General features: G+C 56.9%; 13 protein-coding genes, 1 tRNA gene and 1 riboswitch. Of the genes, 5 read left to right on the top strand and 9 right to left on the bottom strand.

The genetic code is table 11. From position 1 onward, the window contains the following. The first annotated feature begins 126 nt into the window (after positions 1–126). Positions 127–201, top strand: a tRNA-Val gene (locus tag OQH67_RS10205). A gap of 58 nt (positions 202–259) precedes the next feature. Here OQH67_RS10205 and OQH67_RS10200 read toward each other — a convergent pair. Further along, complete coding sequence (locus OQH67_RS10200; protein ID WP_153812552.1) at positions 260–418, bottom strand: hypothetical protein; 159 nt, start codon at positions 416–418, stop codon at positions 260–262. A 517-nt stretch (positions 419–935) separates the two neighbouring features. Here OQH67_RS10200 and OQH67_RS10195 point away from each other — a divergent pair. After that, positions 936–6,533 carry an autotransporter domain-containing protein gene (locus OQH67_RS10195; RefSeq protein ID WP_265145497.1) on the top strand — a complete coding sequence of 1,866 codons (5,598 nt, stop codon included), beginning with the start codon at positions 936–938 and terminating at the stop codon, positions 6,531–6,533. 170 nt (positions 6,534–6,703) lie between these two features. Here OQH67_RS10195 and OQH67_RS10190 read toward each other — a convergent pair whose 3' ends face one another. After that, a complete protein-coding gene (locus OQH67_RS10190; protein WP_067572605.1) occupies positions 6,704–6,991 on the bottom strand; it encodes an acyl-ACP thioesterase domain-containing protein in 288 nt (95 codons plus the stop codon). A gap of 148 nt (positions 6,992–7,139) precedes the next feature. After that, complete coding sequence (locus OQH67_RS10185; protein WP_067572635.1) at positions 7,140–8,180, bottom strand: L-dopachrome tautomerase-related protein; 1,041 nt, start codon at positions 8,178–8,180, stop codon at positions 7,140–7,142. A gap of 245 nt (positions 8,181–8,425) precedes the next feature. Here OQH67_RS10185 and OQH67_RS10180 point away from each other — a divergent pair, with 245 nt between their 5' ends. After that, complete coding sequence (locus OQH67_RS10180) at positions 8,426–10,684, top strand: multicopper oxidase domain-containing protein (protein ID WP_215437534.1); 2,259 nt, start codon at positions 8,426–8,428, stop codon at positions 10,682–10,684. Between the two features lie 19 nt (positions 10,685–10,703). Then, positions 10,704–12,071, top strand: a complete 1,368-nt coding sequence (gene dgt / locus OQH67_RS10175; RefSeq protein ID WP_215437537.1) for a dGTP triphosphohydrolase — start codon at positions 10,704–10,706, stop codon at positions 12,069–12,071. A gap of 93 nt (positions 12,072–12,164) precedes the next feature. On the opposite strand, the gene OQH67_RS10170 is transcribed toward dgt, so the two are convergent. The 5 genes from OQH67_RS10170 to thiC form a co-directional block, all read right to left on the bottom strand. Continuing rightward, complete coding sequence (locus tag OQH67_RS10170) at positions 12,165–12,962, bottom strand: S1C family serine protease (protein ID WP_215437539.1); 798 nt, start codon at positions 12,960–12,962, stop codon at positions 12,165–12,167. Between the two features lie 291 nt (positions 12,963–13,253). Continuing rightward, positions 13,254–13,901: a hypothetical protein gene (locus OQH67_RS10165; RefSeq protein WP_215437541.1), complete on the bottom strand. Its 648-nt coding sequence runs from the start codon at positions 13,899–13,901 to the stop codon at positions 13,254–13,256. A gap of 19 nt (positions 13,902–13,920) precedes the next feature. Then, positions 13,921–14,493, bottom strand: a complete 573-nt coding sequence (locus tag OQH67_RS10160; RefSeq protein WP_265145496.1) for an RNA polymerase sigma factor — start codon at positions 14,491–14,493, stop codon at positions 13,921–13,923. Between the two features lie 164 nt (positions 14,494–14,657). Next, positions 14,658–15,605, bottom strand: coding sequence for a thioredoxin family protein (locus OQH67_RS10155; RefSeq protein ID WP_215437545.1), 948 nt, complete (start codon positions 15,603–15,605; stop codon positions 14,658–14,660). A 117-nt stretch (positions 15,606–15,722) separates the two neighbouring features. Continuing rightward, positions 15,723–17,552: a phosphomethylpyrimidine synthase ThiC gene (gene thiC, locus OQH67_RS10150; RefSeq protein ID WP_215437548.1), complete on the bottom strand. Its 1,830-nt coding sequence runs from the start codon at positions 17,550–17,552 to the stop codon at positions 15,723–15,725. A 68-nt stretch (positions 17,553–17,620) separates the two neighbouring features. Further along, a riboswitch (TPP riboswitch) is annotated at positions 17,621–17,738 on the bottom strand. Positions 17,739–18,020: 282 nt separating this feature from the next. On the opposite strand from thiC, the gene OQH67_RS10145 reads away from it, so the two are divergent. Continuing rightward, positions 18,021–18,614 carry an RNA polymerase sigma factor gene (locus OQH67_RS10145; RefSeq protein ID WP_215437550.1) on the top strand — a complete coding sequence of 198 codons (594 nt, stop codon included), beginning with the start codon at positions 18,021–18,023 and terminating at the stop codon, positions 18,612–18,614. A gap of 151 nt (positions 18,615–18,765) precedes the next feature. Here OQH67_RS10145 and OQH67_RS10140 read toward each other — a convergent pair whose 3' ends face one another. Continuing rightward, a complete protein-coding gene (locus OQH67_RS10140) occupies positions 18,766–20,802 on the bottom strand; it encodes a sialidase family protein (RefSeq protein WP_215458848.1) in 2,037 nt (678 codons plus the stop codon). Positions 20,803–20,942 lie beyond the last annotated feature (140 nt).

The following is a 20,942-nucleotide window of genomic DNA, read 5'->3' as shown; positions in this document are numbered from 1 at the left end:
GCCGGAATTCAGCCACCATGCTCCCATTCCCGCCAAGAGCCCCGCAGAAACTTTTTTCCCGGAAGTTCGGGAAAAAAATCTTGCCAATTCCGGAGGGCTCCTATAGATTCTCCCCGTCCCAAACACGCGCGGTTAGCTCAGTGGTAGAGCACATGCTTCACACGCATGGGGTCACTGGTTCGAAACCAGTACCGCGTACCATCTTCATAAACGCCTTGGAATCAAACATTTCGAGGCGTTTTTTCTTTTTCAAAATTGCTCAACCAGCACCCATATCAGTACCTTGTTTTTTCTGATTCACACCTGTTTGAAGTTGTTCAAGGTGATTCTGAAAGTCAGCTGGAGTTTCAATTTCATGATCAGATCCGTTGCCTGATACCCCCCCTTGTACGAAAATAAGTGGAACGAATTCAGCCATTCGAAAGTTAAGAAGAAGCCGGCCTCACGGTATCCCTTTACCTTTTACACATCCGGAATACTCCCTCCTGTACTGGTCCCTGAAACATTAGATGCCGGGCCGGAGAATGAAAACGTTCGGAAGTGATACCTTCGCAGACTAATCCTGCCAAAGCAACGATGCATGACTAGCGTGGCTCGTCTATCGGTAGGAGAAGAATTCGAGTAATTTGTGCTCGTGTCTTAAAGATAATCAACAAAGAAATCTATTGATAAACAATTTTTTACAATCATCCTCCAAGGTTAGCGCAACGGTTTTGAAATTCGATAAAGATTTAGATTTATTTTGGGAAATATCTAAATCATTAATAGTGATATTATTGAATATGTATTCACATAGTTTCTCCCTTTCTTTCCTGCTTCTTCTTCACTCTTCTCATCTTTTCTAAAACGTTTTCATATCAAAAATTTTCGTTGACTTCGGATTTCAAATCCGTATTATTATGCATAAATACATAAAAATTAACACCATAACAAAAATGCGTCTACACCTGCCTATTGCTCTGCTGGCGGCTGTTCTGGCTTGTTACACCAGTGTTTCCCTGGCCGTCCCAACATCTGAATCCCCCGCATGGGGAGCGGACTCCACCTTTAATAACAATGAGCCCGCCAATGAGTATTCAGTTACTGGGAGCCAATCCGTCAACCTTGATGTAAATTCAGGAAACAACAATTATTCCACAGGACTTTATATCGGAGCAGGCTCCTCGTTTACCATTAATCAGAATGCGAACGGCGCCTGTACCATCAATTTGAACGGGGCATTTGCCGGAGAAGGAAATTTAACGCTGGTAGCGGCTAACGGCAATGCCGGCTATGCCTCCAAGTTTGTGCTTGGTTCCCAAGAAAGCAGTTTTTCCGGGAACATTATCCTTTCCCAGAAGGGGACGCAGCCCGGCGGCGCCATTCTCCAGATTACGGGAATGGCTCTCGCCAACGCAACGGTAGATTTGTCAGGCTCAATCAATCAAAGTTCCAGCGCCCTGACGTTGCAAATTTCCAATGCCGCCTCTCTGGCCGGTTTAAATGATGCCGACGGCTTCAGCGGAACACATAAGGGGCGCGTCCAGTCGGCTAATTCCTCCAGAGCGAATCTTACCCTGACGGGTAACGGAAATTACACGTATGGGGGAAGTATCGGGGCAACCACGCAGCATTCCGGAGTAAACGGCAACACTACTCCCACGGGAGGAATAAATCTGATTATGGCCGGAACAGGTACGCAAAACCTGACGGGAACCGTCATCAACGCGAATATCACGGCCCAAGGAGGCATCCTGAATATCAATAATTCTTCCTTGGCTTATTCCGGAATAATCACCATGGCAGGAGGAACGCTGGATTTCACCTCCGCCACTCTGGGGGCAAATGCCGTTCTGAACATGAACGGCACCGGCGTATTGAAAAACGCAGCCATTGCCGGAGCCAAGCTAACCTATACGGAATCCGGATCCTCCTTTACCAAGGAAAATGTAACTTTCACTTCAGGCACCATTGACATCGGCGGCGCGCTTGACAGCCTGGTGGAGGGAGAACAGGGATACACGTTTGATTTAGGAAACAACCTCGGTACGAATTTTACCGTTACGGGATTAGAGACAGGGCAATATAGTATAGAAGGCAGCGTGCTGACGATAGAAGACGAGGCGATATCCCGTGTGACGTGGGTATCTGCGGGAGAGGGAGGGGCATTGGAAGAAACGGTCAAGAACGCCTTTACGCTGGCTCTTGGGGAGAGGAGTGCGGCCAACGTCAGCCTGGGATATCTGAACGGGACCCTGACGACCAGCGGGGACAAAGTCTATCAAATCACCAACACCGGCGGAACTAAAATCAACCTGTCCGGGGTATACAACAGCGGGGCGCCCCTGCCGTCCGGCAACCTCAACTACCAGGGGGACATATGGATAGACATCAACGGAGGAGCATTCGGCATCATCGCCGGAGGTGTCACCAATGAATGGGGCACCAACCTCCAGACCAGCACGCTGACTGGGGACACCCATGTGCAGCTCTCTGGAAACGCCACGGCGGAACACGTCATCGGCGGGAACACCAAGGGAGCGAGCACCACCCTGACGGGCAGCACAAACGTTACCGTCAAGGATAAAGCCATCGTGGCCGGAGCCATCATCGGAGGAAGCACTTCCTCCCATAATGCCGTCACCATCATCACAGGAAACACAAACGTCCTGGTCACCAACATCCAGTATAGCAACAACGCGACCGTCAACCTGGGAGACTTCGGCAACGTAACAGACCAGAACTTCATCACGGGCGGCAGCGCATGGACGGCCAACCAGGTTTCAGGGACGACAATCCAAGGCAGCACCTCGGTAACTGTTGATTTAAGCAATGCGGAACTCTCCGGCACAGACGGGCAAAACAACTTCGTCAAAAACATCTATGGGGGCAGTTACGCAAACACGAAATCCGTAAGCAACGGAGGCATACAAAAAGTGGAAGGCAGTTCAAGCGTCACCATCACCGGGAAAGAAGGAGTCATCTTCACGGGCAACATCATGGGCGGCTCTTTCTGGAACTGGGGGAACGGCACCACGCTGACCACCAACGGAAACACCGGCGTCTCCATTGACGGAGGCTCCACCTTCACAGGCATGATCGTGGGCGGCTCCTGGAGAGGAAGCACATGGACGGCGGAAGACGCCGCAGCCCTGCCCGTCAGCATTGGCGGCAGCGTCACCGTCACCCTTGGGGCGGGGACCTACCTGGGCGACATCTACGGGGCAGGCAACTGCGGCACGGTAGGAGGCGACGTACTCGTCTCTCTGACGGAAGGAAGCGTCTTTGGAGCAGAAGGGGAAGAAGGCGGCATCATCATTGGAGGAAGCGCCGGAGCGACGGTAGGGGGAGACAGGACGCTCGAACTCAAGGGAAGCTTTGGAGCCACGGACTTCCAACACACAACCTTCACCCAATTTGACAAAATCAACGTTAGCGGAGAAGGGAGCTCCGCCACCATCTACGCGCTGACCGACAGCCCGGCCCTGACCAAAACCGGAGCGGGAGACCTGAAACTCGGGGCAGACGCGGCAGAAGCAGAAACCATCCTCGGCGGAATCACGGAAGGAATTTCCATCATGGAAGGCAGCCTGAACCTCTCCGGAGCCGACGGCAGCCATATGAAGGGGACGTTGAATATCGCCGCCGGCTCCCGTCTGACCGGAGTCACCGGATCCGTAACTGTAGGAGAAGGAGGCCTGGACGGGCTTACCATTGCCCTTGGGACGGAAAACATCGGCCAGGATACGCAAGCATCCGACGCTGTCATCAGCAACGGCAGCGGAACGGGAAGCGACCCGAACCTGGCCATTGCGGGAGAAGGGCTGACGCTGGACCTGAGCAACGACGCCGTTGTCAACCTTCTGCTGGACCACAAAACCGACGACACCTCCAGCTACCTGACCCTGACCAGCGGAACGCTGACCGTCGGTAACCTGGGCGACATTGCCTTCACTACCGACCTTCTGACCAACTACGGCATCCGGGTCACAGGAACGGACGGTGGCAGCTTGGTGCTCAGCGGAGCGGCCACCGGCCTCTACCGCGTGCAGGCGGAAGGAGGAAACGCTCACGAAGTCAACTCCTATCAAACGCTCTCCGGCTACGCCGGCGTTGTCATCGGCAGTGGCCAGACCTTGACGGTCAACCTGGCTGGAACTCCTGGAGAAGAAGACGGCGAAGGAGCTAAAATCAACAACCTGATAGGAGCCTCCGGCAGCAGCCTGGTCGTCAACAACACCGGAGATGGCACGGCCGTCGTCATTCTCAACAACAAAGAAATGACGACGGGAGAAGACGACATTGACCCGGCCGGCCAGGATACCGTCATGGGAGGCAGCATCACGGGAGGCAGCAACGTTGCCTTCATCAAGGAAGGAACCGGGACACTGACGGTTGGAGGAACGATGAACATGGAAACCCTTACTCTGCGTGAAGGCGGCATCGTACTCAACGGCGCGGAAAACTCCCTGGGCACCCTCACGCTGGAAGGAGGCGGCCTGACCATTAACGGCAACGCCGGAATCGGAATCCTCACCGCCACGGAAGCCGGAGGCACCCTGACTATTAAGGGCGCTCTCGACCTGACCGGAACAAGCAGCATGGATTACGGCACCATCACCGGAACCGGCTCCCTCCGCATTCAGGAAGGGGCGGAACTGTCCCTGAGCGGAGAAGCCCGGCTGGACGGAACCGCAGTCACCGCCAACGGCACGCTGAACCTCTCCGGAAAAGAAGCCGGCACCATCAGCAGCCTCTCCGGAACCGGCGCCCTGTCCATGAACGGAGGCAGTCTCTCCATCTCCTCGGCGACATCTTCCGCCGGAACCTTCGCCGGTACTCTAGAAGGCGACGGCACCCTGAACATCTCCGGGAAAACCACCCAATGCCTGCAAACCGGCAATGCGAACTACAACCTCGCCGTCCGTGACGGAGGCATTCTGGTCCTGAAAGGCACCGCGGACGCCCCCACGCTGAACTACAACAGCATCACCGCCGAAAACAACGGCACCCTGCGTATTGAAGCCACCGGGGACGCCCAGGGCAGCGCCAACACCACGCTCAACGTGGAAAGCATCACCTTCCAGAACGGTTCCACGACGGAATTGATCTACAATTTCAATCAGGATGGCCCCTTTGACGCTCCCATGCTGACGGCGGCCACCATCACCATACAGGACGGAGCCAACTTCCTCCTCTCCAACATGGAAGGCAATGCCACCATGAACGCAGGAAACGACCTCCATGACGTCATCCTGATGAGCGCCACCGACAACATCAGCGGCCTGGAAGAAGGGCAAAGCCTCGCCGCCCAGATATCCGGCCTCTTCGCCGTCTATTATCAGGACGCCACCCTGAGCCGCGACGGAAACGACATCCTGCTCAATGCCACACTCCGGCAGGAAAACCTCTTCGCCCCTGCGGCCGGTACGTGGAATTCCGCGGCCGGAGCCAGCCTGCTCTGGGAAGCCCGCAAAAACCTGGACTCCGACTCTCAACTGGCCCAATTCATGAATGGCGTCAGTACCATGATCAGCAACGGCAACCTGTCCGGGGCCGCTCGTTCCATGGCGGCGGCAGCGGGCTCCACGGTCAACGCCCTGGGCACTGCCCAGCGCGACGCCCTGCGCGAACAAATGGGATGGATACGCAACCGCACCAACCAAATGGGCGTCAACCCCGCCTACATCAACGAAGACCTTCCCTACTTCCACATGTGGATGGAAGGCACGGGCTCCTACGCCCAGCTGGACACTAAAGGTGATGAAAGCGGCTACAAGCTCACCACCTGGGGAGGCACCTTCGGGGTGGACGTGGACCTCAGCGACTCCTTCACGATGGGGGCGGCCTTCACGGCCAACTACGGCGACCTGACGGCCAGCGCGGCGGACACGGCCGATGGCCACCTGGACAGCTACTACGCCAACCTCTTCGGGCGCTACCAGAGCAAGAGATGGGCCCACACGCTCATCCTGACGGGCGGGTGGAACGACGCCAAACTCAACCGGACGGTGGACTACGGAGCGGGCAGCTACAGAACGGAAGGCAGCACCAACGGCTGGGGCCTTGGAGCGATGTATGAACTCACCTACGACATCTACCTCAACGAAGACAGGAGCAGCATCCTGCAGCCCCTGTTCAACGCCTCGGTGGTGACCACGCGCATGGACGGCTACCGTGAAACGGGAGCGGGCAACGCGGGTCTGAGCGTGGACAAGCAGGAATGGACGACGGGCACGCTTGCCCTGGGCGGCCGGTGGATGGGTCTTGTAGGCAGCAACCTCTTCGGAAGGGAAGCGCTGGCGGAACTGCGTGTCAACGCGGCCCAGGACCTGGGAGACGACCGTGGAGAAACGGCAGTGGGCTTCCTGGCCAACCCCGGCTACACGCAGCAAGTGCGTGGAGCGAAAGTAGGGAGGACGGCGTTGCAGATAGGAGCGGGTCTGAGCGTGCCGGTAGGGACGCAGGGGACGATCTTTGTGAACGGCAACGCGGACATCCGAGACGGAGCCAGCTCCCTGAACGGAAGCATAGGCTACCGCTACGACTTCTAAAGAAGGTTAAGGTGCCGGAGGAGCGGCGGAAACGCCGCTTCTGCTGCAAAACCACAGGGCCGCCCGGGATGAACCGGGGCGGCCTTGTTGTTGGGCGGGAATGGACACAATGGACTTAATGGACGGGTAGCGTTTTCCCTTTACTATTTTGTCCACCGGGTCCATTCCACTCACACATCCCACTCCAGCACCGCCTCCGCCCGCAATTCATCCCCCTGCATGATATGGTGGCAGGTAAGATTCTCCTGGCGGAACAATAGGGACTTCATCTGTTCCCCGGCATGGCTTTCCTTCCTGAAATGCAGGTGAATGCCAATCAGGGCATGTTCCTCCTGCCAGGCTTCCGGCAGGGATTCCAGCGCCCAAACCAGATAGGCGGCATTGTTGATATGACGGTTGGAATCCATATCCCGGCGTTCCGCCGTCCATTCCCGGACTTCCGGCTGAAGGTTCTTCATGTCCAGCCGGACAGCGGAGACTATTTCGTCACAGGGCGCACTTGTCCGCCTAGACAACGTTCAGTTTATCAACAACCGCAATCACGAAGGAAATGGAGGCGCCATTGCCAACGGAAGTACTTCTGACGTTGGAACTCCGGCGGATCCTTTATTCCGGCAGTTTGACCTTTTCCAGGTTGAATACCATGTCGGAAATGTCGTCCTGGGCTTCCTGGATGCGGGAGTTGGTGAAGTAGAGATATCCGTCATGGATGCTGAACGTGTCCGGCCAGCTGATTTCCTTTCCGGAGGCAAGTGTCCGGATGTTTTTGCGGTCCGGAGTCAGGTACACGATGCTGTTGTTTTCCAGATCACCCATATAGAGGTTGCCCCGGCTGTCCATGATCATGCCGTCGGGCGAAGGCGTTTTCATTTTGGTGATTTTTTCCTCGTCTATCCGGCGGTCTATCAACTGGCGCACCGGTATTCCGTACAGGGTTCTGCCCGTCAAGGCATGGAAATAGAGGATGCCGTTCTTTTTATCCAGGGCTATGCCGTCGGAATGGACTTTCCCGTCGTGCCGCCTGCCGTTGACGGTGATGTGGTCCTGCTCCGCCGTCGTGTAGGGATGGTTGTCCAGCATGCGGTAGTTTTCTCCGCTCTTGATGTCCAGCACGATCAATCCGGGTTCGTTCGAGTCCGTAAAGTAGATTTTGCCGTGCTCGCGGTCCACGCGCAGGTCGTTGACATAGGACTTGGGCTTGGTCGATTCCGAGAGTGGGTATTTCCTGATCATCTTGTTGGTGTCGAGGTCGTAGACGTACAAGGTGGGTGTCGCCACCGTGGTTCCGATCATCGGATTTTTCGTATCGATGATGTAAAGCCGGTCTCCGTCGGCAACGACGGACTGCACGCATACGAACGCGTCGTCATCTTGTGTTTTTCCTTTTTCCCACCGGTTGGTTTTCTCGTCCGGATAGGGTTTGAAGTTTCCCTGCCGGTCCACCTCCGCCACGGAGCAGGGTATTGTTTCATGCCAGCGGGGGAAGTTGACGAAGATTCTGCCCTTGTCCGTGACCGTGACTCCGGTTACTTGGGCTCCCTTGAATGAAGCAACGGGTTCAATTCCGGATTCCGAACGGGCTTCTTGAGAAAAGGAGGCGCACATGGCTAACAGAGCGATGCAGGTTGAAATGATGAAGGCTTTCATGGGAATCATGGAGTTTGATGCGTCTGTTCCTTACGGACAAGCCCCCGCTTTTTATTGTTCAATCAACTGTCCCCCTTTTCTTTTCCTGCCCATTACAAGGAAGCAGTCCGGAACATTTCCCCGTTTGGATAAATTGAGTTTTACTCCCGGCTCTGTTTTTTATTCCAGAATATGACGCATCCTCACATTTTCATTTTGAACCGGGAAGGAGGCGGCACGGTCTTTCCTGCCAGCACCATTTTTTCATGTTCAGGTTTCCGCATTATTTCTTCCTTCTCTTTTGCCTTTACGGGTATGTCTTTCATCCGCCGGCCCAGGCAGAGACGGTGGAATACGACCTGTACGTACGGAATACCCCCGTCAATTTCACGGGAACGGCTCGTCCCGCCATGAGCATCAACGGCAGCATTCCCGGTCCCGTGCTGCATTTCACGGAAGGGGACACGGCGGTGATCCGGGTGCACAACATGATGGATACGGAGACGTCCTTCCACTGGCACGGCCTTCTGGTGCCCAATGACCAGGACGGCGTGCCCTACCTGACTTCCGCCCCCGTGAAGCCCCATGCCACCCATACTTATACTTTTCCCATTATCCAGAACGGCACGTACTGGTACCATTCCCACAGCGGTCTTCAGGAGCAGAGCGGACTGTACGGAGCCTTCGTCGTCCACAAGCGCAGGAACGATCCGGCGCGCAGAGCGGAGGACACCCTGCCGGAATACACCCTGGTTTTAAGCGACTGGACCAATGAGAATCCGAACGAGGTGAATAGAAAACTCCATACGGGGTCCGACTGGTTTTCCATCCGGAAGGGGAGCGTGCAGAGCTACTGGGAGGCGCTCCGAGCCGGCTATTTGGGCACCAAGCTGACCAGCGAATGGAAACGCATGAACCCGATGGACGTCAGCGACGTTTATTACGAACGCTTCCTGCTCAACGGGAGCCCGCATGCTTCCCTGCCCCGTTTGAAGGCCGGGGACCGCGTGCGGCTGCGCATCGTGAACGGGGCGTCCTCCACTTATTTCTGGCTCAGATATTCCGGCGGGAAAATCCTCGTCGTGGCCAGCGACGGCAAGGACGTGGTCCCCGTGGACGTGGACCGGATGATTATCGCCGTTTCAGAGACCTACGATGTGATCCTGACCGTGCCGGAAACAGGAAGGGCTTTCGAGTTCCAGGCGACGGCGGAGGATACCACCGGGTCTTCCTCCCTGTGGCTGGGACATGGGGAGAAGCTGCCCCTGCGTCCCTTTCCCAAGCTGAATTATTTCAAGAACATGAAGAGGATGAACGGCATGATGACCATGGGCGGGAACATGAAGATGATGACCATGGGCTCCGGCTCCATGCCCGGCATGAAGCACATGAATCATAACATGTCCGGAGGTATGGATTCTCCCCGTGCGCGTGGCATGCACATGATGTCCATGTCTTCCGACAGCTCCCATGGAAAGCATCATGCGGAGGACATGCAGGAAGACGAAGGAGAGGTTACGCTGACGTACGACATGCTAAGGTCTCCCGCAAGAACGAACCTTCCCTCCGGCGTTCCCGTGAAGGAGCTGCATTTCCAACTGACCGGAAACATGAACCGCTACGTCTGGAGTATTAACGGCAGGACGCTGTCGGAAACGGACCGGATTATGATCCGGGAAGGCCAGAATGTCCGCATCATCCTGACCAATAATACGATGATGAGGCACCCCATGCACCTGCACGGGCATTTTTTCCGCCTGGTCAACAGGCACGGGGATTTTTCCCCGCTGAAGTTCACGGTGGATATCCAGCCCATGGCTACGCAGGTGATTGAGTTCAATGCCGCGGAGAAGACGCGGGGCAACTGGTTTTTCCACTGCCACATCCTGTACCACATGATGAGCGGCATGGGCCGGATTTTCACGTACGAGGATTCTCCTCCCAACCCGCAGCTCCCCCATCCCCGGCAGGCGCTCCAGCACGTTTACGCGATGGACCGCAAATGGTACCTGACCGTGAATAATGATTTTGCCTCCAACGGGAATATAGGAGATCTGGAGTTCGGCGGCACGCGCTGGAGCATCCAGGGAGAATGGCAAACAGGGTACAAGGAGACCCGAGGCTATGAAGCGGAAGCGCGCCTGGGCAGGTACATCGGAGAAAAACAGTGGCTTTATCCCTACATCGGCATGGACTGGACATACAGGAAGGGCGAGTCCGGGGAACGCAACATGTTCCGCCAGACTACCAGGAAGGACCGCGAACTGGACGGCACGCTGGGAACGCGGTACACGCTGCCCCTGCTGCTGGTGGCGGACGCCCGCATTGACACCGACGGGAAGGTGCGGCTCCAGCTTGAACGGGACGATATTCCGCTGACATCGCGCCTGCGCCTGAGCTTTTCCCTGAACACGGACCGGGATTATTCCGTTGGTCTGCACTACATCCTGACGCCTCATGTGAGCATTTCCACCAATTACGACAATAACCTGCACTGGGGCGTGGGCCTGATGCTGACTTATTGACGCCTTTACCCTCCTGTTTTTGCTTGTTTCCGCACCGCACGCCCTTATCATCGGCAACGTGCCGCAAAAGATGAATTGGGAACAGCTTCTGTCAGACGCCCGCTGGGGATCAAGCCACCAGAGCACGGCGGCTCCGCAGAAGCACCGCAGCAATTATGACCGTGATTACGGGCGCATCCTGTTTTCCAGCGCTTTCCGCCGCCTTCAGGATAAGACGCAGGTGTTTCCTCTGGGGCGCAACGATTACGTGCGCACCCGCCTTACCCACAGCCTGGAGGTAGCCCACGTCGGCTCCTCCCTGGGCATGCTGGTGGGAGAATGGCTTGCCGGAAAGGACGCGCTGCCCGCCCATATCATCCCTTCCGACCTGGCGACCATCGTTTCCACTGCCTGCCTGGCGCACGATATCGGGAATCCTCCGTTCGGCCATTCCGGGGAGGATGCCATTGAGACGGCCCTGTCCCGGCATGGGCTCTCACACCCGTTTGAAGGGAACGCGCAGGGATTCCGCATCCTGACCCGCACCGGAGACTCCATGGAAGGCAAGGGCCTGAAACTGACGGCGGCCGTTTTGGGCGCTTTCATGAAGTATCCCTGCACGCAGTCCTATTCCTTTAACGTAAAACAAGGTTTTCTTTCTCACCCCAATACATTGGAATGCAAAAAGTTCGGCATAGGCGTCCAGGAAAGAGGAGCCGCCGCCTTCGTAGCGTCCAGACTGGGCCTGATTCCCCGAACGGAGGCGAAAGGAAACGACCTTTGCTGGTGCCGCCATCCCCTGGCTTTCCTGATGGAAGCTGCGGACGATATCTGCTACCGCATTGCGGATATCGAAGACGGCTTTTTCTCAAGAATCCTGAGGTTCGACCACGTCATGGAACTGTTCCATCCCTTCCTGACTCTCTCTCAAAGGGAGTATGCCGAAGATCTGGCAGTACGGAGGGAGGAGGATTCCTGCGTGCATTACATGCGTGCTCTGGCGATCGGCAGAAGCATCCGCGCCGTGGTGGAGAGTTTCAAGGTCCATGAAGACCGCCTTCTGGGCGGGTGCTTAGAAAAGTCCCTCATTGACGTTTCCGAACTGGCCACACCGCTGGACCGCCTGTATCAGGACGCCATACGCGACGTTTACCAGACGCAGGACGTCATTCAGGTGGAGGCCATGGGCTACAAGGTGCTGGGAGAATTGATCGACTTTTTCATGGAATGGGTGGACAACCCCGGTTCTGGACAAGCCAGAAAGGTAGCCATCCTTTTGCAGGGAACCCTTTTGCCTGCGGATGAAGAGTCACGGGAAAAACGCCTGATCCATATGCTGGATTACATTTCCGGCATGACGGATTCCTTCGCACTGGAAACATACAGGAAATTGACTGGCATCCGCTGACGGGCTTTTCACGGTTTTCCCGGCAATGAAAATGGCTGCTCCGGTAAACGGAGCAGCCATCCTTAACATGATCATGAATATTCAGCAGAAATTTTAAAAGCAGAAGTTGGTTTCTATGTTTTTCAACCGCTCCCGAACAGCTTCAGGCACGGCGTCCTTTTCCTGTTGGGTGTTGTAGGGACCAGAATAAAGTACCTTTCCGGAGGGGTCCGTTACATGAACGGAGGTCCCGGTCTGAGAGTTGGAGGAAATAATAATCGTGCCGTTGTTGTCCGTCATGCGGACGGATGAAGAGCCAGAGGCTCCCCCCGGAAGGTTCCCCATGGAGGGCATGGGCATCTTCTGCAGATTTTGAAGGCTTCTGAGCACCTGGGCCGATCCAGGAGTCAGGTTCATCCTGCTAAAGACATCATCCATTCCGGGATCATCCATCACGGAATTTTTCAGGAATTCATCCATGATCTTCTGCATCCGGTCAAAGGCATCCGGCTGCGTCCCGAGCAGCCCCTGAGGCAGGGCGGGACGGGGGGAAAATCCACCGGGAGACGTACGGGGATGCGAACGGGGATCACCCTGGGCCGCAAGAATTTCCTCGGCGGAAAGCGTTCCGGCATCCAGAGTCAGGTCTGCCGTTTCCCTTTTGCCCTTACGGTAAAGCACTGCAGTTATTTTGTCTCCCGGCGCCTTGTCCGCCAAAGCTTCCGTCACGGAACGGGGGCCGGACAGGGACATGTCCCCCAGCTTGACAACGACGTCGTTTTCCTGCAAGCCAGCCTTGGCCGCCGGACTGTCCGGAATGACCTTGGTCACCAGCACGCCGGGAAATCCGCTGAGCTCCAGCTGGGCCACAAGCGCCTGCGGAACCGTGCCGGGCACAATGCCCAGCCTCACGGGCCGGGACGCAGGCAGAGGCGCAGGCCGGGAAGGATAAGGAGTAAGAGAGGGAGACTGAAGAGCGGCAGTATTTCCAGCGGGCCGGTCAATAGAGAAACCGGAACCCGTACTTATCAACAGCCCCAATGTCAGAAAGGTACAGGTTTTCATATTCATGTGAGATAATATACAATGTCCGGACACTGCATGTTCAAAAATTTGCATATTTTTTTCAATCCACGGCAAAAAAGAGGCCCCGGATCATCGGAATCCGGGGCTGGCGCTACTGAACGGCCATTGAAGAATTACTCAATATTCCCTTTCAGGAACGATTTTCCTGCTGTTTGCCGGGGCTACGACAGGCACGCGCTCGTCTCCCCCCTGGAGTTCAAAGATGGTAGCTTTACGGTAGGATTCCTGGTGCTCTTCCGGAAGGGGGACGCTTTCCGATTTTTCCGCAATGGCCCCTGCTCCTTCACTACGGGCGTCAAAGGTATTCTGAATGAGCAGCACGGCCCCAACAGCCGCTGCCACGGAGATTCCGGAGATATAGGCCAGCTTCCTCCACAGGCGGCCGGGAACGTTTTTTCCCTGTTTTACCTCCCCCTCGGCATCCATGGCGTAAGCCATTTTGCAGACGGAGAATTCCAGCATGGAGGAGGCGGAGAATTTTTTCAGGCGGTCTTCCATTTCACGCTCGGATTCAGCGCACATCAGGGAGCAGCATTGTTCCCGAAACAGGATTTTTGCAGGCGCCGGCTGCAAACGTTTCAACAGGGATTCCATTTCATGAATTTCTTCATCGGAAATTTCATGCCGGACGCGGTCATTCAGGGGGAATATTTCCTCACACCTGCCGGCCAGGCGGGCAATGAGTTCATCGGATACGGGGAGAGGCTGGATAGTGGCGGTACCGCCGCCGTCTTCCTCTGAGGATGATGCTAATTCATGTTTCATAAGAGTGGAGCAGGTATGTTCAAATTTCTTCTTTTCTATTTCTCAACGCTTTCCGGAGCATGTCAATGCCGTAGCGGTAACGGCTTGCCACCGTGTTCTGGGATATTTCCAGCGTCTCCGCTATCTGCAGAAAGGTCTGTTCACCCCATATTTTCAGCACAATGACTTCGGAAAATTTGGAAGGGAGCTTTTTGAGCTGCATCTCCATGAATTGCTTGAGCTCCTCATCCGCCGCAGAGCTGGAAAACCAGGGGTCCGCACACGCATCCTGCGCCGGATCGGCGCTGCACGCCTCGTCCTCGCGCCTCTGGCGGCGGTCCGCCTTGCGTCCATAGTCCACGGCCAGGCGGCGGATGGAGGCAAAGACATAGGAAAGCCACGCTTCCTGGCCGCCCATGAATTCCCCTGCGGCTTCCTTGCGCGCCAGGCGGATCAGGGCATCCTGAAGGATGTCCTCCGCATCCTCCGCGGAACGGGATTGCTGGCGTGCGAACAGGAGAAGCTGGGACACATGGCGGCGCAGCCATTCATCCCAGCTCAGCAGATGGTCGGCATCCTCATTCATTTCCTGTTCCCTGGCCTGTGCGGACATATTCATTTCCTCGTCTTGCGGTCTTTCTATCATCATAGCGGAATGCCGTCTTTCTTTTGTCTAAATATTGTACGGAAAAATCACCCTGCCCTCCCTAGGGAGGGCAGGAAACCGTATTCAGCCGCATGAACGGGAAAATAGCAAGAACAAGGAATGCAGGCCCCTTATTTTTCGCCGGCTATGATTTTTTCCATATTTTCTATCCAGGGCTGCAGCCTGGCGGATTCCTTGGAGCCGGGATCGGAATCCCGTGCGATTTTCAGGTATTCCAGGGATTTAGGATAGTTGCGTTCCAAGGCATAGCTGTCACTGATGAATTTATTCAGTTTCAGGCGGATGGACGGCAGGAGATCGGGAGACGCCAGTATTTTCCCAGCTTCCTCGCGACTCTTCTGGGCCTCCTCACCCCTTACCTTCCCTCTCTGAGAGAGATAGAACTGCTCAAGCATCTCTCTTTGCTGCGCCATCAGGCGCGCTTCCTTCTCCTTCTTTCCGTATCCGAACCGGTCTTCCGGATCAGACGCCATGATTTCCGCGATCAATTCCTTGTGGTATCCCTGCAATTCTTCAGGTACTTTTTCCAGAGCCTTCGCCAGGGCGGCAGCCCGTTCGCTGTCGGAGAGCATCCGGGCAGCGGCGATTTCACCATTCAGCGAGTTTTTCAGTTCCCGGGCATTTTCCAGCTTTTCCAGATATTCCGGCGCCGTTTTCGTGGGCCCCACGATCCGGGCATGGGGAGCTCCGGTTCCGTCCATCAGCATCACGGTCGGAAAGCCGGTAACACCGTACCGCCGCATGATATCCTCACGTTCCTTCATGAGTTCCTTGGAGATTTTTCCCGGCGTACGCGGAAAGTCCAGTTCCACGAGCACCAGCTTGTTTTTGTCCGCATAGTTTGCAAATTCCGGAGAGTCCAGAATGGTGCTGCGCAGATATTTGCAGGGCGGGCACCAGTCGGAGCCGGTGAATTCCACCATCACGGGACGGTTTTCGGCCCTGGCTGTCTCCAGTCCCTTGTTGAAATCAGTTTCCCAGACCGGAGCGGCGAGAGTGGCGGAAGCTACGGCCAGAGAAAAGGAGGCCGTTCCTATTGCATGAAAAAAGGTATTCATCTTATGGGACACCATAGCACAAATTGATGCAGTGTCATCCCATTTTTAACACTTCCGCTTCCGGAACGCCTACCATTCCCGGAGGCCTCAGCCGGGCTTCCGGGAATGAACGGAGGATCATTTTCCAGCGGAACGGCGGCGAATATCCTGGCTCAGGCGCATGGCGCAGAAATCCGGACCGCACATGGAGCAGAAATGGGCTTTCTTGGCGTTGGCGTGGGGGAGAGTCAGATCATGGTAGGAGCGGGCCTTCTGCGGGTCCAGGGACAGGTTGAACTGGTCCTCCCAGCGGAATTCAAACCTGGCCTGGGCCAGGGCGTTGTCCCGCCATTGGGCGGAGGGATGGCCCTTCGCCAGGTCAGCCGCATGGGCCGCCAGCTTGTAGGTGACCACACCTTCCCGCACGTCCTCCCTGTCCGGCAGGCCCAGGTGTTCCTTGCGGGTGACGTAGCAGAGCATAGCGCAGCCGCGCTGGCCGATGATCGCCCCGCCGATGGCTCCGGTGATATGGTCGTAGCCCGGAGCAATGTCCGTCACCAGCGGTCCAAGCGTGTAGAAGGGGGCTTCCATGCACCATTCAAGCTGCTTGTTCATGTTTTCCGCAATGAGGTGCATGGGCACATGGCCCGGGCCCTCGTTCATCACCTGGACGCCGGCACGCCAGGCGCGCATGGTCAGGTCCCCCTGGATTTCCAATTCTGCAAGCTGGGCGAAGTCGTTGGCGTCCGCCACGGAACCGGGGCGCAGCCCGTCGCCGATGGAGACGGCAATGTCGTACGCCGCCAGAATGGAGCAAATTTCATCCCAATGGGTGTAAAGAAAGTTTTCCTGCTCGTGGATCATGCTCCACTGGGCCATGATGGAACCGCCGCGGGAGACGATCCCGGTCATGCGTCGGGCCGTATGGTTCACAAACCTGAGCAGCAGGGCGGCGTGCACGGTCACGTAGTCCACGCCCTGGCGGGCCTGCTCAAGGAGGGTGTCCCGGAAAATATCCCAGCCCAGGTCCGCCACCTTTCCACCCACTTTTTCCAGCGCCTGGTAAATGGGAACGGTGCCGATGGGAACGGGGGAGTTGCGCAGAATCCACTCGCGCGTGGCATGGATGTTTTTCCCGGTGGACAGGTCCATTACCGTGTCCGCTCCCCAGTGGATGGCCCAGCGCAGTTTCTCCACTTCCTCCTCAATGCTGGAGCCAAGGGCGGAATTGCCAATGTTGGCGTTGATTTTCACCAGGAAATTGCGGCCTATGGCCATGGGCTCGCATTCCGGGTGGTTGATGTTGGCGGGAATAAGGGCGCGGCCCGCGGCGATTTCATCCCTGACGAATTCAGGCGTGAAATAAGCAGGCATGCGGCAGCCGCGCCTGCGCTCCGGCGCGTGCTGATGGTCCAGGCGGTCGCGCGCCACCATGCTGGATGGTCCGAATCCCTCCGCGGCTTCCAGCTCGGACGGGCGCGGCATCACCGTCAGCGCGTCCAGGATTTCTCCGGCTTCGTCCGGACGGCTCTTTTCATTCGGGTAACGGTCGTAAACAGCCTTGAATGCCTGTTCGCGGCCCAGATTTTCACGGATGGCCACAAACTCCATCTCCGGCGTAATCAGTCCGTTCAGGGCATAGTGGCGCTGGGTCACGGGGTTTTCCCCGGCGGCCTGGAGGCAGGGGCCCTTCTCCGCACCCACTTCCCTTACATCGCCGCGGGAGCGTATCCATGCGGCGCGCAGGGCGGGCAGCCCCTGCTCCGCGGATCCTTCATAGGCTCCGTCCCCCCACGGGCCGGAACAGTCGTAAATGCGTACGGGGTCGTTGGGGTGGGTGGTGCCGTCCGGCAGCAGGGTGTCGCTCAGGACAACCTCCCTCATGGGAACCTGCACGTCCGGATGAAGGCGGCCCGGAATATAGACGCGGCGGGACCCAGGATAAGACAATTTGGCGGTATCGTTCATGGCATGGATGCTGTTGAGTACCGGCAAGGGATACGCCGCCGAACGGAACATCCGCAAGAAACGGGACACGGCCCGCTTGATCGAACTCCCTGCGGCGGAATTACCCGCATCAGGTTTGAAGGGTCCTGCGGAAACAGCATGCTGCCGCAATCTCAGCCTTTGTCTGTGGCACCCCTGCCGAACTTGGCAGGAGAGTAGCACGGCCATCAGCAGCATCCAAGCGTTTTCGTTCCGGTCAGCAGGACAGGAAGATGCCGGAAGATTTTCCCCGGCGTTTCCGACATGTGGCTCTGGATGAGCGGGAAATTCATCCCTTTCCACCTTCCGGGCGGGAATCCCGCAAAAAGGGGGAACAGACCCGTTTTCATCTCGTCATCCTGATAGAATGGGATAAATATATTTTCCGGGCCATCCGCCCTTCCGGGCACAACCTTCCCCCGGGAGCGGTGTTTATACAAGGGAATTTTCATGGACGAAGCACGAGACATGCCATCCGCCGCACCGGATGAAGACGCCCTGCTGATGCTGAGGGTCAGGGACGGGGACGCCTCCGCCATGGAGATGCTGATCCGCAAACACCAGCATTCCGTGTATGCCACGGTGGCCCGCATGCTGAACAACGGCCCGGAGGTAGAGGACATCGCCCAGCAGGTATTTATCCGCGTATGGCGTGGGGCAAAAAATTACGAGGCTTCCGCCCGTTTCACCACCTGGATGTTCACGATTCTCCGTAATCTGGTGTTCAATGAAATCCGCCGCCAGAAGCGCAAGCCCACCACTTCCGCGGATGCCATTGAGGAGGAAGGAGGTGCGATTCTGTTTCTGGAAGGCTCCCAATCCCCGGACGCCGCGCTACAGCAAACGGAGCTTCAGCAAGCCGTGGATGACGCCATTGCAGCCCTGCCGGAAAAGGCGCGCCTGGCCGTCCAACTCCGCCGCTTTGAGAACATGCCTTACGAGGAAATAGCCAAAACGCTGGAAATGACCGTTCCGGCTACTAAAAGCCTTCTGTTCCGCGCCCGGAACATGCTGAAGGAGGCTCTGGCCTCCTTCCTGTCCTGAAAGATTTTCCGCCGTCCCGCAGTATCCCATTCTCCTCTCTCCCGAGAAAAAATCGGTTCACGGTCGCTTTCATGCGCAACAAACGTATTTAAAAGAAGGCCCGCTCCCCGAAGGAAGCGGGCCGGAAAAGTTTCATGCCCCGCAGGCGGCATTAATGGCCGCCGCCCGCATTTAAAACGTCTTTGTAAGGAATTTTCAGGAAGTTCAAAGCACCCCTGCCCTCATACAGAACGCCGATGTGGTTTTTATCCACGGGCGCCAGGCAGGAGTACCCCCAGCAGCCGCGCTCGTCGTACAGGAGCCATTTGTCTTCCAGCCAGGAGGAGGCGTCATCCACAGAAGCCTTGAGCGTCATGTGCGAACGGCCCGACGTCGTGTTCGGGTTGGAGAACAGAACCAACTTGCCCGCTCCGGGCACGGCATCCACGGCAAGGAGGCTGCCCTGGCAGACGGGCTCCCTGAGCTGGGCAGTACGGCTGGTGGGATGTTTTTCCCAGGTCCTGCCCAGATCCCTCGTCACTCCCACCACGCGGGAACCGCCCCAGTTGCAGCGGGCGTTGATCATGATGGAGCCGTCTTTCAGCTCAATAACCTGAGCTTCCGTAGTCTGCTGGCTGACGCCCGTACCGCAGTGCCAGGTTTTGCCCTGGTCCTTGGAATAAACGATCGTGGACCATGGCACTCCCTTGCCGTCCCAGTACTGGGCGGCAAAGACGAGGGTGCCGTCCTTCATGCAGATGCCGTTTCCGGGGCCGTTGAATAAAATCCGCCAGTCCTTGTCCTTGGTCTGCTCCGTGATATTGACGGGTTTGGACCAGGTGAGGCCGTCGTCGTCGCTGCTGGCGAGCACCAGCTGGCCGCAGGTTTCCGGGGAATTGTCCCCGGACTTGCTGCCCCAGATGGAATGCCTGTAGCTCCAAATGGCGGCCACCCACACGCGGCCGTTTTTTTCATCCAGCAGAATGGCGGGGTCTCCCACGCCCTTGGCATCCTTCCTGGCAGGGTCTATTTTGGAATCGTCCACGGCAATCTTCACGTCGGACCAGGTGCGTCCCCCATCCGTGGAACGGCTCACGCCTACGTCGATATTGGCCGGAAGGTCGCCGGAATGATTGTAGCGAATATCATAAACCGCCAGAAGGGTCCCCTTCTTCGTCCGAACCAGGCCGGGAATGCGGTAGAATTTGGAGTTGAAATCCCCGGGCTTCACCACCGCCACACCGATGCGCTGCGCCACGGGGGCGGCATCCGCCACTTTCATCAGCTTGTTGCCGGCCACAACGCTGGCGGGGCGCACAACCACCTTGCCGTCCAGCGAGGCTCCGTCCTTCATCGTGACGCACACCCACAGGTGATTGTCACCGGGTTCCAGTTCCAGATTGCCCCTGACGGAAATCCGGGGCTTCATGCCGCCGGAAATACGGACCGTACCCAGAACCTGGGCCGGGTCTTCAGGGAATGTAACCGCACCCTCGGGGAATTCCGGTTTTTCCCCGCCGCGCACGACCGTCACGGATTCAATGTCCGCCAGCCTGGCCGTCCCGGAAAAATCCAGATTGACGGCATTCAGAGAAACGGGATTCAGGCATCCTTCCGTTTTCACGTTCACGGAAAGAACGGGATTGCCCGGAATGCGCTTGATCACGGGAGCCACCGGAGCGGACATTTCCACGCGGGGGTCCACTTTCATGGGAATGGAGGGGACAATAAACAGGTCGTCCAGTTTCAGCCCCTTGTTTTCCGGAGCCGTCAGCTTGAAAACCAGGGAACGGGTGCCTGCGGGAACGCGCGCTTCAATCTTTGTCTTGAATCCGCCCGTCTTGATATTTTTGCCGTCATAGATTTCCTTTTCTCCCTGGGAGCCAACCGCCGTGATGGAAAATTCAAAGGGGGCCTGCCCCGTCCAGCGTTCCGCCCAGGCGGAAAGCCGCACTTCCGTGGTGGGTACGTCCTTCAAATCCAGTTTGAGTTCGGCATCTTTCCCGCCGAACATCCGCAATGAAGAATTTCCGGTTTTTCCCGTTCCCCCGATTTCCGCCACTCCATCCGCGCAGGACAGGGGGCCGTATTCGGTTTGCAGGCTGGTGAACTTGCCGCGCTTGGCCTGTTCAAAGCTTTCCGTCCCCAGGGCGCCGGTCATGGACATTCCCAGGGCGCACAGCAGGGAGAGCACTGTCAAGTTGTTCAAAGGTAAACGCATGGTGTATATGGTGTGTAAGGATCATTACGCGATGAACGCATCATTCTTATCCGTCCAACGCGCCATGACCAGCGTGGTTCCTAGCACACCCCGCGTTTTCAAGTCCAGCCCGGCCCGCTTTTCTGCGA

This window comes from Akkermansia biwaensis, assembly GCF_026072915.1.
GTDB lineage: Bacteria > Verrucomicrobiota > Verrucomicrobiia > Verrucomicrobiales > Akkermansiaceae > Akkermansia > Akkermansia biwaensis.
The sequence above is the reverse complement of the archived record's forward strand: the minus strand, read 5'-3'. Positions and strand labels throughout refer to the sequence as shown.

Excerpts from the sequence above, each read along its gene's own strand:
- OQH67_RS10180 (WP_215437534.1), top strand. The coding sequence starts at position 8,426 with ATGTTCAGGTTTCCGCATTATTTCTTCCTTCTCTTTTGCCTTTACGGG.
- thiC (WP_215437548.1), bottom strand. The coding sequence starts at position 17,552 with ATGAACGATACCGCCAAATTGTCTTATCCTGGGTCCCGCCGCGTCTAT.
- OQH67_RS10200 (WP_153812552.1), bottom strand. The coding sequence starts at position 418 with ATGGCTGAATTCGTTCCACTTATTTTCGTACAAGGGGGGGTATCAGGC.
- OQH67_RS10145 (WP_215437550.1), top strand. The coding sequence starts at position 18,021 with ATGGACGAAGCACGAGACATGCCATCCGCCGCACCGGATGAAGACGCC.
- OQH67_RS10165 (WP_215437541.1), bottom strand. The coding sequence starts at position 13,901 with ATGAAACATGAATTAGCATCATCCTCAGAGGAAGACGGCGGCGGTACC.
- OQH67_RS10185 (WP_067572635.1), bottom strand. The coding sequence starts at position 8,180 with ATGAAAGCCTTCATCATTTCAACCTGCATCGCTCTGTTAGCCATGTGC.
- OQH67_RS10195 (WP_265145497.1), top strand. The coding sequence starts at position 936 with ATGCGTCTACACCTGCCTATTGCTCTGCTGGCGGCTGTTCTGGCTTGT.
- OQH67_RS10160 (WP_265145496.1), bottom strand. The coding sequence starts at position 14,493 with ATGTCCGCACAGGCCAGGGAACAGGAAATGAATGAGGATGCCGACCAT.
- OQH67_RS10190 (WP_067572605.1), bottom strand. The coding sequence starts at position 6,991 with ATGAAGAACCTTCAGCCGGAAGTCCGGGAATGGACGGCGGAACGCCGG.
- OQH67_RS10155 (WP_215437545.1), bottom strand. The coding sequence starts at position 15,605 with ATGAATACCTTTTTTCATGCAATAGGAACGGCCTCCTTTTCTCTGGCC.